11 protein-coding genes are annotated in these 15,305 nt (G+C 59.8%); 4 read left to right on the top strand and 7 right to left on the bottom strand.

Annotated elements, in window-relative coordinates; all coding sequences use genetic code 11:
* Nucleotides 1–69 precede the first annotated feature (69 nt).
* The 4 genes from CPA56_RS06055 to CPA56_RS06040 are packed head-to-tail and all read right to left on the bottom strand — an operon-like array spanning nt 70 to nt 4,180.
* Nucleotides 70–1,503 (bottom strand): sensor histidine kinase, encoded by a 1,434-nt coding sequence (locus CPA56_RS06055; RefSeq protein ID WP_182041125.1) that lies wholly within the window; start codon nt 1,501–1,503, stop codon nt 70–72.
* Nucleotides 1,490–2,248, bottom strand: a complete 759-nt coding sequence (locus tag CPA56_RS06050; protein WP_182041124.1) for a response regulator transcription factor — start codon at nt 2,246–2,248, stop codon at nt 1,490–1,492. The genes CPA56_RS06055 and CPA56_RS06050 overlap by 14 nt, the downstream gene beginning before the upstream one ends.
* A 42-nt stretch (nt 2,249–2,290) precedes the next feature.
* A complete protein-coding gene (locus CPA56_RS06045; RefSeq protein WP_182041220.1) occupies nt 2,291–3,478 on the bottom strand; it encodes a BaiN/RdsA family NAD(P)/FAD-dependent oxidoreductase in 1,188 nt (395 codons plus the stop codon).
* 33 nt (nt 3,479–3,511) lie between these two features.
* Nucleotides 3,512–4,180, bottom strand: a complete 669-nt coding sequence (locus CPA56_RS06040; RefSeq protein ID WP_182041123.1) for a glutathione S-transferase family protein — start codon at nt 4,178–4,180, stop codon at nt 3,512–3,514.
* A gap of 160 nt (nt 4,181–4,340) precedes the next feature.
* Here CPA56_RS06040 and minC point away from each other — a divergent pair, with 160 nt between their 5' ends.
* The 4 genes from minC (at nt 4,341) to CPA56_RS06020 (ending at nt 9,261) form a co-directional block, all read left to right on the top strand.
* Nucleotides 4,341–5,048 carry a septum site-determining protein MinC gene (gene minC, locus CPA56_RS06035; RefSeq protein ID WP_182041122.1) on the top strand — a complete coding sequence of 236 codons (708 nt, stop codon included), beginning with the start codon at nt 4,341–4,343 and terminating at the stop codon, nt 5,046–5,048.
* Nucleotides 5,049–5,227: 179 nt separating this feature from the next.
* Nucleotides 5,228–6,043, top strand: a complete 816-nt coding sequence (gene minD / locus CPA56_RS06030; RefSeq protein WP_182041121.1) for a septum site-determining protein MinD — start codon at nt 5,228–5,230, stop codon at nt 6,041–6,043.
* Nucleotides 6,040–6,348 carry a cell division topological specificity factor MinE gene (minE, locus tag CPA56_RS06025; RefSeq protein WP_182041120.1) on the top strand — a complete coding sequence of 103 codons (309 nt, stop codon included), beginning with the start codon at nt 6,040–6,042 and terminating at the stop codon, nt 6,346–6,348. The genes minD and minE overlap by 4 nt, the downstream gene beginning before the upstream one ends.
* Nucleotides 6,349–6,822: 474 nt before the next feature.
* Nucleotides 6,823–9,261, top strand: coding sequence for a TonB-dependent receptor plug domain-containing protein (locus CPA56_RS06020; protein ID WP_182041219.1), 2,439 nt, complete (start codon nt 6,823–6,825; stop codon nt 9,259–9,261).
* 16 nt (nt 9,262–9,277) lie between these two features.
* Here CPA56_RS06020 and CPA56_RS06015 read toward each other — a convergent pair whose 3' ends face one another.
* From CPA56_RS06015 to CPA56_RS06005, 3 genes are all read right to left on the bottom strand, one after another.
* The gene (locus CPA56_RS06015) at nt 9,278–9,961 is read right to left on the bottom strand and encodes a Fe2+-dependent dioxygenase (protein ID WP_182041119.1); all 684 of its coding nucleotides are present in this window, start codon (nt 9,959–9,961) and stop codon (nt 9,278–9,280) included.
* Nucleotides 9,962–10,104: 143 nt separating this feature from the next.
* A complete protein-coding gene (locus CPA56_RS06010; RefSeq protein WP_182041118.1) occupies nt 10,105–12,498 on the bottom strand; it encodes a TonB-dependent receptor in 2,394 nt (797 codons plus the stop codon).
* 348 nt (nt 12,499–12,846) lie between these two features.
* Entirely contained in the window at nt 12,847–15,222 is a 2,376-nt protein-coding gene (locus CPA56_RS06005) for a TonB-dependent receptor (protein WP_182041117.1), read from the bottom strand.
* Between the last annotated feature and the right edge of the window lie 83 nt (nt 15,223–15,305).

Here is a 15,305-nt window from a genome sequence, read left to right as displayed (position 1 = left end):
ATAAAAACAAAAACCTTGTGTCTAGAATAGGTTAATATCCATCGAAGTATCAAGAAAATTCTCCCGGCCTCAGGCACCACTGTGATTTTCCTTCACAGGTGGGAAGATCAGCCGGAACACCGTTCCGCTCTTCACTTCTCCTTCACAGTTTTCCTCGATCACGAGACGGGCCTCATGCAGCCGGACAATGGCCGCCACGAGGCTCAGACCCAGCCCGCTGCCAGGCACATGGCGGCTCTTGTCCGCCCGGTAGAAGCGGCTCATCACGGCCTTCCGCTCCTCCACGGCGATACCGACCCCCGTGTCCCGCACCTCGAACCACGGTTCATCCAGCTCGTTGCAGCCTGCCCGCAATGTCACGAAGCCACCCTCCTCCGTGAATTTCAGGGCATTGTCCAGAAGGTTGGCCAACACCTCGTTCAGCAGGTCCGCATCACCCCACAGCTCCACCGGCCCTTCATGAGGTGCCATGGAGAGGGTCAGCCCCTGCGTTTCCGCATTCGGCTCGTAGAGGTCCGCCATGTCGGCAATCAGCGGCATGATGTCCATGCGGCTGAACCCGGCCCGCCGCTGGCCGTTCTCGATCTCGCCAATACGCAGCAGGGCCGTGATGACGGAGAAGCACTGCTCCAGGTCCCGGCGGCACAGGGTCATGGCCCGCTCGAACCGCTCCCGTTCCTCCGGTGGTGCGGCCAGTGTCTGCACGAGACCACCCACCCGGTCCAGCCGGGCCTGGACACGGGCCAGAGGCGTGCGGAGATCATGGGCAATATCATTGCCCACGTCCCGCATCTCCCCCATCAGCTGCTCCAGCCGGTCCAGCATCCTGTTGACCGATCCGGCCAGCCGGTCGAGGTCGTCATGGCCACGCCCCACGGGCAGACGCTCCCTCATCTGCCCCTTGACGATCTGTTCTATGGAATGGTGCATCTTGCTGATGCGTCCCAGTGCCCGACGGCTGAGGATCATCCCCGCCGTGAGGGCGAACAGCACGACCGGAACCATGGAAAACAGGGCGCACTGCCGGGCTACATGCCTCAGCTCATCCACCATGTGACGGGACCGGCCCAGCACGAGAAGGCGTGTCCTGCCCGGCTGCATCCCCGGCACTTCCACCACCAGAAAGCGCATGACCGTCACGGAATGATCCGGAAGGACGAAAGAAAGGTTCTGCGTGGACTGGCTGGCCACCAGCCCCACAGGCCATGAGGTCATGTCCCCCGCTATGGGGTGATGGTCCCTGTCGAACAGGGCGGCGGCATTCAGGAAGATGCGCAGCTCACTGGTGCTGCGTTCCTTCAGCCTGACTTCCAGATCGCCCGGAGCCTCCTGCATCAGGACCGAGGCGGAACGGCGCAGCAGGTCATTGGTACGGAGCTGCTCATAGGCACTGATCTGCCCGTAAAGCAGGACCAGCTCCAGCAGCATCCCCAGCACGACGACGCAGACAAGCCCCAGTGTCAGCCGGAACGCCGCCGTGCGGAACAGGTCAATCCGGGACACGCAGGCAGAACCCGGCACCACGGATGCTGTAGATCAGCGGTTCCTCGCCGTCCCGGTCCACCTTGCGGCGCAGCTTGCCGATATGCACGTCCACCAGATTGGTCCGGGGCACGAACCGGTAATTCCAGACATCCTCCAGCAGCATGGTGCGGGTCAGCACCGTGTTGGGGCGGCGCACCATATATTCCAGAAGGCGGAACTCCCGTGGCAGGAGGTCTATCTCCCGGCCGTCCCGCCTCACCCGCCGCTCCAGAAGGTCCATTTCCAGAGGTCCCAGCTTCAGCATGGAGGTACGGCCATAGATGGGGCGGCGCAGCAGGGCCTCCAGCCTTGCGGCCAGCTCCTCCATCACGAAAGGTTTCGTCAGGTAGTCATCACCGCCCGCCTTCAGGCCACTGATGCGGTCATCCACGGCCGAGAGGGCGGAAAGAACCAGAACCGGCATGGTCATGCCCTGCTCCCGCAGGGTCTCCAGCACGCTCAGCCCGTCCATGCCGGGCAGCATCCGGTCCATTACCAGCAGGGCATAGTCGTCCCGGCGGGCCATCTCCAGTCCCTCGGTCCCCGTTGCTGCACGTGAAACCTCGTAACCACGCCCGCACAGGTCACCCACGATCTCTTCCGCAAGACTGTCGTCATCCTCGACAAGGAGGAGCTTCACCGGAGCCTCTGCGTCACCTTCCGGCAGGGCGTCTCCGGGCCAGGGCTGCCGTTCCGTTTTCTTGATCTTCTTTTCTGCCGCCATCACATCGCCTTTCCTCTGGCCATCATGATACCATGCCCGCCATCACGCACCAGCCCTCCCCGCCGCAGCCTGTCCGGCCGCCACGCCGCTGGCCCAGGCCCACTGGAAATTGTACCCCCCCAGCCAGCCGGTCACGTCCACGGCCTCCCCGATGACATACAGACCCGGCACCGTGCGAGCCTCCATCGTCTGGGAGGACAGGTCCCTCGTATCCACGCCACCCCGCATGACCTCCGCCTTGGCGTAACCCTCCGTACCCGCAGGGTGCAGGACCCAGTCATTCACCTGCGCCGCCAGGGCACGCACCGCCTTCGCCGGCTGTTCGGCCAGCGGACGGTCATCCAGCGTCCCGGCGACCAGCACCTTCACCAGCCGGGCGGGCAGGGCTTCCAGCAGGGCAGGCGCATGGGCCCTGGGCCGCTGCTGGCAGATCAGCCGCATGTCCTCATGGGCGTCACGCCCCGGAGCCAGATTCAGGCGCAGGGCCTCATGCCCTTCCCACCATGACGATATCTGCAGGATGGCCGGGCCGGACACACCCCGATGGGTGAAGACCATCCCACCCGTGAAGACCGGTTTCTTCCGCCCGACCAGAGAGGCCGTGACCTGAAGGGACACACCGGCAAGGTCCGGCCGGGCCTCTTCAAGACGGAAGGGCACGAGGGCCGGAGCAGGAGACACGATCCGCAGACCGAACTGGCGGGCCAGCTTCAGGGCGATGTCGGTGGCTCCCAGCTTGGGCAGGGCCAGTCCTCCCGTCGCCAGGATGACGGACCGTGCCCGTACGGACCCCTGCCCTGTCTCCAGCATGAAGACATGGCCGTCATGGCTTACGTTCCGCAGGGAGCAGCCCAGACGGAACTCAACACCGCCAGCCCGGCATTCATCTTCCAGCATGGAGACGATCTGCCGGGCTGATCCGTCACAGAACAGCTGCCCCAGCTCCTTCTCATGCCAGCGGATGCGGTATTTCTCGACGAGGGACAGAAAATCCTGCGGACGGTACCGGGCCAGGGCAGAGCGGCAGAAACGGGGATTTTCGGAACGGTAATACGTCCAGTCCGCCTTCAGGTTGGTGAAATTGCACCGTCCGCCACCGGAGATGAGGATTTTCCGCCCCGGCTGGTCCGCATGGTCCAGCAGGATGGTCCGTGCTCCCCTCTGCCCTGCCGTGGCCGCCGCCATCATCCCGGCCGCACCGGCCCCCACGACGGCCACATCCCACGTCATCATGACAGCCTTCCCGCCTTCTCCATCTCCCGCTCAGAAATCAAGGTCGGCATAGTGGGCCGGGGGTTTCACGCCACTGACACGGTCGCTCAGGAGACTGCGGAAACAGGGCCGGGACTTGATGCGGGCATACCAGTCCCGCACGCAGGGCGCACGCCGCCAGTCGATGTCACCCAGAAAATCCAGTGCGGAGAAATGGGCCGCCGCCGCAAAATCGGCTGCCGTAAGAACAGGCCCGCCAAGCCATGTCCTCGTCTCGGCCAGATAGCCGATGTAATCCAGATGGAAGCGGAGATTCTTGTATCCGGCCTGGAGAATCTTTCCATCAGGATGCCCCTGCCCGAAAAGACGCTTCTCGACCTTTTCTCCCAGAAGGTTGACCATGACCTCCTGCTGGAACAGCCGCTCGAACCAGTCCACAAGACGGCGCACCTCCACACGCTCGGCCAGGTTCCGCCCCATGAGGGACATCTCCGGATAGGCATCCTCCAGATACTCGGCGATCACCCGCCCGCCCGGCACGACCATGCCGTTGTCTTCCACGAGGACGGGAACCTCCCCGGCCGGATTCAGCTCGTGGAAACGCTCGCTCGGCTGCCATGTCTTTTCCACCACCAGCTCGAAAGGCAGCTTCTTCTCAGCCAGCATGAGCCGCACAAAACGCGATTGCGGAGACAAGGGTAAGTGATGCAGTATACGCATATGTCTTTCCTACGGCACTTTTGCACTAGGGAACAAGCAGCATTCCAATCAGTCCAGATACAGCCACGGTGATCCTGAATTCATGTCCACCAGCCAACCAGCATCTAAGAAACTTCATCCCTCAGATGCTTCCGCAGTGCAAGCTTCCAGACCCGGCCCCATGACCATCCGTGCCCGGGGTCGCTCTTTCCTGGCCCTCATTCTCTCACCTGAGGCCCCCCTGAAAGACTGGCTGGCCGGACTGGACGAACATATGAGACGTGCTGCCGGTTTCTTCAACCATCAGCCCGTCATTCTGGACCTCAGCCTCCTTGATGAACGGACGGAAGGACTGGCCGGTTTCCAGCAGGAACTGCGCAGACGGCATATTCACCTGATCGGCATCGAGGGGGGAAACCCACACTGGAAGGCTCTCGAATCATGGGAATGGCCCATCGAGCTCCAGGGTGGCCGCCCAAGCGGCCCCGTGAAGCTCCCTGACGATGACAGCCCGAAAAGCGTCCCCCCGGCGGTCACCCTGAAGACGCCCCTGATCATCGACCGGGCCGTGCGCTCCGGACAGTCCATCAAGTATCCCGATGGCGACATCATCGTACTGGGAGCCGTCTCGTCAGGAGCGGAAATAATCGCCGGAGGATCCATCCATATTTACGGCCCGTTACGGGGAAGAGCCATAGCCGGTGTCAGTGGATACCCGCAGGCGCGCATCTTTACCACGAAAATGGAAGCAGAATTACTTGCCATCGACGGGTTCTACATGATTGCGGAAGAAATGCCCAATGCCCCCTCCGGACGGGCATCACAGGTCTATCTGGAAAATGAGCGGCTGAAAGTCATCCCCTTGCAGACAGGGACCATCAAGACATGACGTTTTTACTTTTTATAAAAGAAAAACGTCATTTTTTTATGCATGGTACCTTATCAATGCTTGAATGCTACTGTAGAGTCTGACTCAAAGAGTGGGGTTTTCTTTCAGAAACCTTAATCATTCATCGTGATGCATAACTTGAAGGCTCGTCAGCCGGTTTTAGGGAAGCTGAAGATTTCATGGCAAAGATCGTCGTTGTTACATCCGGTAAAGGGGGCGTTGGCAAGACAACAACGACAGCCGCCCTTGGTGCCGCTCTGGCGCAAAGCGGGCAGAATGTGGTTGTGGTCGATTTTGACGTCGGGCTGCGCAACCTTGACCTCATCATGGGTGTCGAACGCCGGGTCGTTTTCGACCTGATCAACGTCATCCAGAACGAGGCGACACTCAATCAGGCCCTCATCCGTGACAAACGCTGTGACACGCTGTCCATCCTCCCCGCCTCCCAGACACGGGACAAGGATGCGCTGACGGATGATGGCGTGGCCCGGGTGATGGCTGAGCTGCGGGAACGCTTCGACTGGATCCTCTGCGACAGCCCTGCCGGGATCGAGCGTGGTGCACGTCTGGCCATGCACCACGCCGACCATGCCGTGATCGTCACCAATCCCGAGGTCAGCTCCGTCCGTGACTCTGACCGCATCATCGGCATGCTGGACAGCCAGACGGCCCGTGCACAGAAAGGCGAGATGGTCGAGAAGCACCTGCTCCTGACACGATACGACCCTCTCCGTGCCTCCCGTGGAGAGATGCTGAGCGTCGAGGACGTGGTGGGCATTCTTTCCCTGCCCCTGCTGGGAGTGATCCCCGAGAGCGAAGATGTTCTCAAGGCCTCCAACGTGGGTGCCCCCGTCACTTTCGCCTCCCCGGAGAGTGCGCCAGCCCGTGCCTATTTCGAAGCCGTTGACCGTCTGGAAGGCAGGAACATTCCTGTCAGCATTCCAACCGAAAAACGTGGCCTTCTGGACCGTATCTTCAAAAAGAGGGGCTCATGAGTTTTCTGGACGGTTTCTTTGCCAAAAAAGCTTCGGAAATGAGCAGTACTGTAGCACGGGACCGTCTACAGATTCTTCTCGCTCAGGAACGGCAGGCTCAGGAGGATGGGGACACGACCCTCCTCCGCACGCTTCATGTGGAAATACTTGAAGTGCTCGCCAGACACGTCTCCATTGATGAGGACAACGTGCAGATCAAGATGGACCGGGGGCAGCGATATTCCAAGCTGGAGATCGACATCCAGGTCCCTCAGAGTGGCCTGCGGGCACAGGTCTCCACCACGACGCCAAATGAGGAGCCGTAATCTCCTCATGGCAGGTTGAGTCTCTGGGCAGGAGGTCGTAGCCACCATTTTTCCATCAGTTTTGTCCGTTCCGGCGGTGTGGTCTTTCTGATTTTGAGGTTTACTTTAACAGGTTGTTAGTTTCTCTTCTGGCAGAAAGTTGGCGTTTCTTCGTGTATATAAATAACTATTTCTAATAGTTATTTCTGTGTTCCACAGAGCACACTCCCCTTATTTTCAGTATTTCCCTGCCCACAAAGTGGCTCCAGAGCATGGCCTTTGGAGCCATTGTCCTATAGCAGACAGGCCAGTAGTTCTTTTCACTTTTCACGATCGGAACTGCCTATTTAGTTCTCGTCGCCATATCTTCAGCCAGACAGGCCTTCTCTCTTCTGCTGGAAACCGGAAAGCTGATCCTGTATGCGTTCCCCTCTTTTCCCCCGTTATCTCACCACCCTTCCTTCCCTGTTCGGACTGGGCATGGGCTGTCTGACCATGCTTCCGCTTCAGGCCGGTGCCACCACCACGGACCAGCAGATCAACCAGAAACAGAAGAAAGCCGCTCCTGCCAGAAAGGCAACAGGAGCACCGGCAGCGGCCCCCCTTCACCAGAAGCACGTCCAGCAGGTGTCCGGCGGAACAGAAACACTCATCGTCACGGGGACACGGGAAATCGGGAAAAAAGCCCGTGATTCCATTGCACCCATTGATGTCGTCTCCAGCCGGCAGCTCACCAGCACCGGCCAGCCAACCCTGCGGGATGCCATGCAGCTCCTGCTGCCATCCCTCACCGTCCCCACAGGCGGCTTTGATGCGGGTGCCCTGACGGATTCCATCAGCCTGCGGGGTCTGAGCTCCAACGAGACGCTGATCCTCGTCAATGGGCACAGGCGGCACACCACAGCCAACATCTACGCCGATTCCGGGCCGCAGCAGGGCACGACCCCGACCGACATCGACATGATCCCCCTCTCCGCCATCGACCACATTGAAGTGCTGCGAGATGGTGCCTCGGCCCAGTACGGATCAGATGCCATTGCCGGGGTGGTGAACATCATCCTCAAGAAGCAGGATCACGGACTGACGATCCGGTCCAACAGCGGCATCACCAGCAAGGGAGACGGCTACCAGCAGGGCATCTTCATTGATGGCGGGGCCTCCTTCGGGGGGGACCGTGGCTTCATCCATGTCAGTGGCGACCTCGTGCATCAGGACCACAGCTTCCGCTCCGGACCGGACAGCCGGACCGGAACGACCATCAACAAGATCCTGAGCCAGCCAGAACAGACCCGGGAGTCCGTAGCCATCAATGCAGGCTATGACATCACCAACACGCTCCAGCTCTACAGCACGGCCACCTATGCCCACCGCCATGCGGAGGCCTTCCAGAATTACCGTCTGCCCTCATCCCTTGCCAGCACGCCCGGTTACGCCGCCATCTACCCGAACGGCTATTCCCCCCTCCAGACGCTGGAAGAAAATGATTTTGAAATCACGGCAGGGCTGAAAGGCCGTCTGGCAGGCTGGCACTGGGACCTGTCCAGCACGTACGGGCGGGATTTCGACAATATCGGCCTGAAGAATGACGCCAACAAGGCCCTTCCCGCCTCCGCCCTACAGACCACCTACAACAGGGTGCAGGGCTTCAATGACACGCAATGGAACAACGAGCTGAACCTGAACCGGAAATTCCATCTGTCCTTCTGGCCCCACAGCATCAATCTCGCCGGAGGGGCCGGATACCGTTATGAAGCCTATTCCATTGCCGAAGGCTCCAGTGCCAGTACCTATGGCGGCGGCACCAGCCTGGCCCTCGCCGGAACAAGCCCCCGCAGTGCAGGCAACTCCAACCGTGACGTGGTCTCCGGTTATGTCGACATTTCCACCCATCTGACAAAGCACTGGCAGCTGGACATGGCCGGACGGTACGAACATTACACCGATGTCGGCAACACCCAGACCGGCAAGATTTCCACCCGTTATGACGTGTCAAGGAGACTTGCCTTCCGGGGGACATTCAGCAACGGCTTCCACGCTCCCACACTGGCGCAGGAACATTATTCCGCCCTGACCCTCTCCCCGACCGTGGCCCGTGGGCTGGTGGCCGCCACCTCTCCCGGAGCCCTGGCCAGCGGGGCCCAGCGTCTGAAACCGGAACAGAGCACGAATGTGGAAGGCGGCATCATTGCCGAACCCTTCAAAGGGCTGCATGTCACGACCGATTTCTACCAGATCGACCTGCGGGGCCGCATCCTGCCCGGGAACAATCTCTATGGTGTGGAAGCCGCCAACATTCTGGCAGCCAACGGCATCACCGACCTTCCCGCCAACATCACGAACAACAACCTGTCCACCCAGTGGTTTGCCAATGTGGCGAACACCCGCACGCAGGGCATGGACATGACCATCACCTACACCACGAAACTACGCCACGCCGGGCGCATCAACTGGGATGCCGCCATCAACCTGAACCGCACCAGACTGCGCCATCAGGCGACCCGCAGCGACGGCACGCCGGTCCTCAACGCCCCCAGCCGGGCCTACATCACGACAGCCTATCCCCGCAGCAAGATCATCTTTGGTGGCACATGGGTATCTCCGGCGCATCGCTGGGCCGTCTCCCTGCATGAAATCCGGTACGGGCAGACGACCTCCGCCCTGACCTATTACCGGAACAACAATACCTCGACAGCCTCGACCACCAACTACCTCCAGTTCCATAACAGACCGAAATGGACGACCAATCTTTCGGTGACGTACAACATCAACAAAATCTGGAGTACAACACTGGGCGGGAACAACATCTTCGCCGCCTTCCCCAGCAAGGTGCCTCAGGGCAACCGTTATCTGGGAGCCGCCAAATACTACCTGAGCACATCCCAGCTCGGCATCAATGGCGGCTACTATTATCTGGACGTGTCAGCCCACTTCTGAAAAGTGGGCCAGACGGTCACATCTCGGCCCATGTCCGCAGCAGGTTATGATACACATTGGTCAGCCGCAGGACCTCCGCATCCTTGGGGCCGTGGCTCTGGGTCAGGGCCATGATGCTCTGGTCAAGGTCGAACAGGATGGACCGGTGCTCCTGCGAGCGGATGACGGACTGCGCCCAGAAAAAAGACCCCCAGCGGCTGCCCCGTGTCACGGGGGTGACCGTATGCAGGGCCGTGGTGGGATAGACAATCATGTCCCCCGCAGGTAGGCGCACCCGCTTTTCTTCCGACGGCCCATGAAGGACCAGCTCGCCCCCGTCATATTCGTCCAGATCGGAAATGAAGAGCGTGCTGGACACGTCCGTACGGATGCGGTGCCCCGTACCGGGAATGGGCCGCAGGGCGTTGTCGACATGCGCCCCGAAATTCATTCCCACATCATAACGGTTGAAGAGCGGCGGCACGAGACGTAGGGGCAGCACGGCACTGTTGTAGAGCGGATTCGTGCCCAGCTTGCGCAGGACGAACGTGGAAAGCTCCTTCCCCAGCGGGCTGTCCGGAGCGATCTGGAGGTTGTTCTTCACGCTGCCTGACTGGGCCCCGGCCGTTCCACGGCCATCCACCCACTCGCCTTCCGCCAGACGGGACCGCAGGTCGGCCAGCTCTTCTGCCGAGAGGACACCCGGAATATGCAACATCATGAGATCATGCCTTTCAGGCAGGCCAGCAGCCCCACCATCTACAGGAAAAGGAGCAGACAGACCTGCCTGCTCCATGTGAAACCTTCACACCATCATCCACCGGTTTCAAGACCGGACATGCGGGGCATGGCCGGTCCCGACACTCAGTAATCCATGGTCAGACGGCCAAGGAACGTCCGTCCCGGTGCAGGCGTGGCATAGCCGCTGAAAAGGCTGTTGTAGTTCAGCCTGTTGGCCAGATTGTACCCGTTGAGGGAAACCTGCCAGTGCCGTCCGAAATGATGGGAGATGACGGAGTCGAAATCCACGTTGGCGGGCACCTTGGAGGTGTTGTTATTATCCAGATACACCTTCTGACGCCATGTCAGACCACCACCGATGGTGAAGTTCCACGGCGTACCAGGGAAGGCCTCATAGGCGGACCAGAGGGTCGCCTGATTGTGCGGCACGTACTGGATCTGGTTATGCATCCGGCCGCCACCATTGGAGGATGTCTTCGGGTCATACAGGGCATAGGTGGCCGTGATGTTCCAGCCCGGCAGGATCATGCCACCGAGGGAGAGTTCCATGCCCTGGTTGCGCTGCTGGGCACCCGTGTTGATGGTGGAATTGGAGACCGGGTCCGTCGTCAGGGCATTGCTCTTGTCCAGACGGAAGAGCGAGATGGTGGCCCCCAGGCGATCATGCAGCAGGCTGAACTTGCTGCCGACCTCATACAGGCGGGCACGCTGCGGACGTGTATCCACGGTTCCCTTTGATCCCGGACGGACCGGTATGGCCCCGCTGGTCACATACATGCCCGTCGGTGTGGTGGAGCTGGCATAGGTGAAATAGACCGTCTGCCACTTCGTCGGTGTCAGCACGAGGCTGGCCGTCGGGTTGAAGGTGTTGGTCGTCTGCGGGAAGCTCCTGTCCGGATTGTTCGGCAGTTCGGACAGGCCGGATGTCCAGTAGTTGCTCTGCCAGCGGTCCCAGCGGAACCCGCCCTTGATGGACGCCCAGTTCGTCAGCCATATCTGGTCGTACAGGAAAATACCCGTGTCGAACCCGTAACCGCGGCTGTTCGGCTTCTTGCCGATACCGGCAATGTTGGGCATGGAGTTCGCTTGGGCGGAAACACGGCGCACCATGGCATCCGGCACATTGTGCGGGTCTGGATACAGCATGTTGGCAGTCGGCACCGCCTTGGTGAGGGAAGCACCCTCATAGGTGTCCTGATGACGGGAATCATGGACATATTCCATGTCGAACCCTGTCACGACCTGATGCCGCAGGAACCCTGTTTTGAAGTCGGCCTGCAAGGAGGCGACGTCCTGGAAAGACCAGCTGTTCTGCTTGTAGGGCAGCGGCACGCTCCCGTTGGTGTTGCGGGTGATCACACCGGCACCGTAATTGCCACTGTTCAGCGCATTGACGCACTTCGTGCCGCACTGCACCTTGGAGGCCTCAAAGTCACGGCTGTATTCACCGAAGCGCAGATCATTGTGGAATGTCAGATGATCGTTGAAGATGTGCTTCAGGCGCAGCGTCTCCATCGTGTCATCGGTATGGTTATGGTCCTGCTGCTTGCCGTACCAGTTCTGCCGGGGTACGCCATATTCCGAGATCGGCCGCCCATAGGCGGAACCACGGGCCTTGACGACCGGCATCCCGTAATCCGGAATACTGTTGTCCGTCTCATGCATCACCTGAAGCACGACGGTCGTCTTCGTCCCCAATCCGAAGGCCACGGATGGCGCAATGCCCCAGCGATGATCCCAGACATGATCACGCCCGACCACATTGTTGGACGCTCCCAGTCCTTCCAGACGGAAGGCCGTGGTGTCGTTGATCCGCTTGTTCACATCCACCGTGCCACGGAAATAATCCGCTGACCCGCCACTGAAATCCACGTTGTAATGGTCGTTGACCGTCGGTGTCTTCGTCACGACATTGATGGCACCGCCAGTCGTCCCGTTACCGAAAACCTGTGAGGACGGCCCCTTGATGACATTGACAGAATCATAGTTGAAGCTGTCACGGGAATAGACACCAAAGTCCCGCAGGCCATCCTCATAGATGTCATTCTGCGCCGGGAACCCTCGGATGAGGAACTGGTCGCCGTTGAGACCACCGGCCCCTTCCCCCACGGAAGCCGTGATGCCAGGGACGTTGCGCAGGGCTTCATCCAGAGACTTCGCATTCTGCTGCTTGATCAGCTCACGGGGCACGACATCAATGGTCTGCGGCGTGTGCATGACATCCTGCGGCATACGCCCCATGTCGTTGCTGGCATGCATCGTGTTGAACGGATGGCCAATGACATGGATGCGCTCCACCTGCGTTGCCTGCACGCCCTGCGCCTGCACGTCGCCGACGGGCTGGCCTCCCATGGTGGCCGTCGTGCTGGCACCCGCCGTCGTCCGTTTCCCTTCCGACATGGCTGAATCATTCTGATTCAGGGCTGTCGTACCGGCAGCATGGGCTCCACCGGCTACACCGCCCAGCGTCAGGATGGCCGAAACCGGCCTGAGACATTGATGGATAAAACGACTCATACGAAAGATGCTCCACGGCAAACTGACATGACCTCACCAAGAGGTGATGGAACCTCATAAATGATAATTATTCTCAGTTTCAAACCATAAAAAACATGACGAACTGTTTATGATTGCAATTGTGTCTTAATAGCCACATATGATGCAGGAGCGATAAAAATGTCCGTTTTCTGCCAGTTTCAGGCACCTTCCCTCCCGTACCGGAGGATGTTTCATCGACAGAACCTGTCTTTCATCTCATTTCATAGGCATTTCCATGTTCAGGGACAGGAAAGCTCTACATTCCGTAACCTGTCCCGGCACCGTAACGGTTCAGGCCGAACAGGACGCCCGGCCTGAACGACCCACTCAGTAATCCATGGTCAGACGGCCAAGGAACGTCCGCCCCGGGGCAGGCGTGGAATAGCCGCTGAACAGCGTGCTGTAATTCAGCCTGTTGGCCAGATTGTACCCGTTGAGGGAGACCTGCCAGTGCGGCCCGAAATGATGGGAGATGACCGTGTCAAAATCCACGTTGGCAGGCACCCTGGAAGTGTTCTTGTTGTCCAGATACACGCCCTGCCGCCAGGTCAGCCCGCCACCGATCGTGAAGTTCCACGTCCTGTCCGGAAAGGCCTCATAGGCGGACCACAACGTCGCCTGATTGTGCGGCACATACTGAATCTGACCATGCATCTTCCCGCCGCCATCAGCTGAGGTCTTCGGATCGTAGAGGGCATATGTTCCGGTAATGTTCCATCCCGGCAGGATCATGCCACCAAGGGAAAGCTCCATGCCTTGGTTGCGCTGCTGGGCACCCGTGTTGATGGTGGAGTTGGAGACCGGGTCCGTCGTCAGGGCATTGTCCTTGTCCAGACGGAAGAGCGAAATGGTGGCCCCGAGACGGTCATGCAGCAGACTGAACTTGCTGCCAACCTCATACAGGCGGGCATGCTGCGGCCGGTTGTCCACCGTACCCTCATTCTTGCCCGGCCGGACCGGCACGGCCCCGCTGGTCACATACATGCCCGTCGGCGTGGTGGAGCTGGCATAGGTGAAATAGATCGTCTGCCAACCTGTCGGTGTCAGCACGAGGCTGGCCGTCGGATTGAAGGTGTTCTTCGTCTGCGGGAAATGCCGGTCCCCGTTCGATACGGGACGGTTTTTCTCATTCAGGGTCGTGTCAGGTCCACCGGTTATGGTGTAACCGCTCTGCCAGCGGTCCCAGCGGAATCCGCCCTTGATGGACGCCCAGCTCGTCAGCCATATCTGGTCGTACAGGAAAATGCCCGTGTCGAACCCGTAACCATGATTGTCCGGTTTCCTGCCCAGCCCCGCAATGTACGGCATGTTCTTCGGGTTCTCTTCTCCCCGCATACGACGGGCCTGTGCATCCGTCACCTCATGCGGGTTGGGATACAGGAGGTTGGCCGCCGGAATGGCTCCCGCATAGACATCCTGATGACGGGAATCATGGACGTATTCCATGTCGAACCCCGTCACGACCTGATGTCGCAGGAACCCTGTCCTGAAGTCTGCCTGTAAGGAAGCGACGTCCTGGAAGGACCAGCTGTTCTGCCTGTAGGGCAGCGGCACGCTGTTGCCCGGCGTCGTGCGGTTGACCAGCCCCCTGCCAAAATTGCCACCATTGATCGCATCAACACAGCCAGCCCGGCACACGACCTTCGAGGCTTCAAAATTACGGCTGTACTCCCCGAAACGCAGGTCATTATGGAACGTGAAATGCCGGTTGAAGACATGCTTCAGCCGCAGCGTCTCCATCGTGTCGTCAGTATGGTTGTGGTCCTGCTGCTTGCCGAAGAAATTGTGCCGTGGCACGCCATATTCGGACAGTGGCCGCCCATAGGCCGACCATTTCGTCCTGACGACCGGCATACCGAAGTCAGGCACGCTGTTGTCCGTCTGGTGCATCACCTGAAGCACGACGGTCGTCTTCGTTCCCATCCCGAAGGCGATGGACGGCGCAATGCCCCAGCGATGATCCCAGACATGGTCACGCCCGACCACATTGTTGGACGCTCCCAGTCCTTCCAGACGGAAGGCCGTCCTGTCATTGAGGGTCTTGTTCACATCCACCGTGCCACGGAAATAGTCCCCGGACCCGCCGCTGAAATCCACGTTGTAATGGTCATTGGCCATCGGCGTCTTCGTCACGACATTGATGGCACCGCCGGTCGTTCCATTACCGAAAACCTGTGAGGACGGCCCCTTGATGACATTGACGGAATCATAGTTGAAGCTGTCACGGGAATAAACACCGAAGTCCCGCAGACCATCTTCATAGATGTCATTCTGCGCCGGGAACCCACGGATGAGGAACTGGTCGCCATTCAGGCCGCCAGCCCCTTCCCCAACGGAAGCCGTGATGCCGGGAACATTCCGCAGGGCCTCATCCAGAGACTTCACGTTCTGCTGCCTGATCAGCTCACGGGGAACGACATCAATGGTCTGCGGCGTGTGCATGACATCCTGCGGAAGGCGGCCCATGTCATTCCCGGCATGCATCGTGTTGAACGGATGGCCGATGACATGGATGCGCTCCACCTGCGTCGCCTGCACGCCCTGCGCCTGCACGTCGCCAACGGGACTGGCCGGTGTGGTCATTCCCAGTCCTGCGGGCATGGTCTCCTCCTGCGAGGACGCCGCCCAGGCTCCCCCTGTCACGCTTCCCAAGGTAAGCACTGCCGAAACCGGCCTGAGACACTGATGGATGAATCGACTCATGGAACAACCTCTGTCTGAAAGGGTCATGCACGTCCCGGTGGGACAGCGGCTCCATAAATGCGATTGATTCTTAATTTTAACTT

Origin of the sequence: Bombella mellum, assembly GCF_014048465.1 — a bacterium.
Lineage (GTDB): Bacteria > Pseudomonadota > Alphaproteobacteria > Acetobacterales > Acetobacteraceae > Bombella > Bombella mellum.
Note: the sequence above shows the minus strand (reverse complement) of the source record. Positions and strands in the feature narration are given on the sequence as shown.

Excerpts from the sequence above, each read along its gene's own strand:
- CPA56_RS06020 (WP_182041219.1), top strand. The coding sequence starts at position 6,823 with ATGCTTCCGCTTCAGGCCGGTGCCACCACCACGGACCAGCAGATCAAC.
- minD (WP_182041121.1), top strand. The coding sequence starts at position 5,228 with ATGGCAAAGATCGTCGTTGTTACATCCGGTAAAGGGGGCGTTGGCAAG.
- CPA56_RS06045 (WP_182041220.1), bottom strand. The coding sequence starts at position 3,478 with ATGACGTGGGATGTGGCCGTCGTGGGGGCCGGTGCGGCCGGGATGATG.
- minC (WP_182041122.1), top strand. The coding sequence starts at position 4,341 with ATGACCATCCGTGCCCGGGGTCGCTCTTTCCTGGCCCTCATTCTCTCA.
- CPA56_RS06010 (WP_182041118.1), bottom strand. The coding sequence starts at position 12,498 with ATGAGTCGTTTTATCCATCAATGTCTCAGGCCGGTTTCGGCCATCCTG.
- CPA56_RS06050 (WP_182041124.1), bottom strand. The coding sequence starts at position 2,248 with ATGGCGGCAGAAAAGAAGATCAAGAAAACGGAACGGCAGCCCTGGCCC.
- minE (WP_182041120.1), top strand. The coding sequence starts at position 6,040 with ATGAGTTTTCTGGACGGTTTCTTTGCCAAAAAAGCTTCGGAAATGAGC.
- CPA56_RS06005 (WP_182041117.1), bottom strand. The coding sequence starts at position 15,222 with ATGAGTCGATTCATCCATCAGTGTCTCAGGCCGGTTTCGGCAGTGCTT.
- CPA56_RS06040 (WP_182041123.1), bottom strand. The coding sequence starts at position 4,180 with ATGCGTATACTGCATCACTTACCCTTGTCTCCGCAATCGCGTTTTGTG.
- CPA56_RS06015 (WP_182041119.1), bottom strand. The coding sequence starts at position 9,961 with ATGATGTTGCATATTCCGGGTGTCCTCTCGGCAGAAGAGCTGGCCGAC.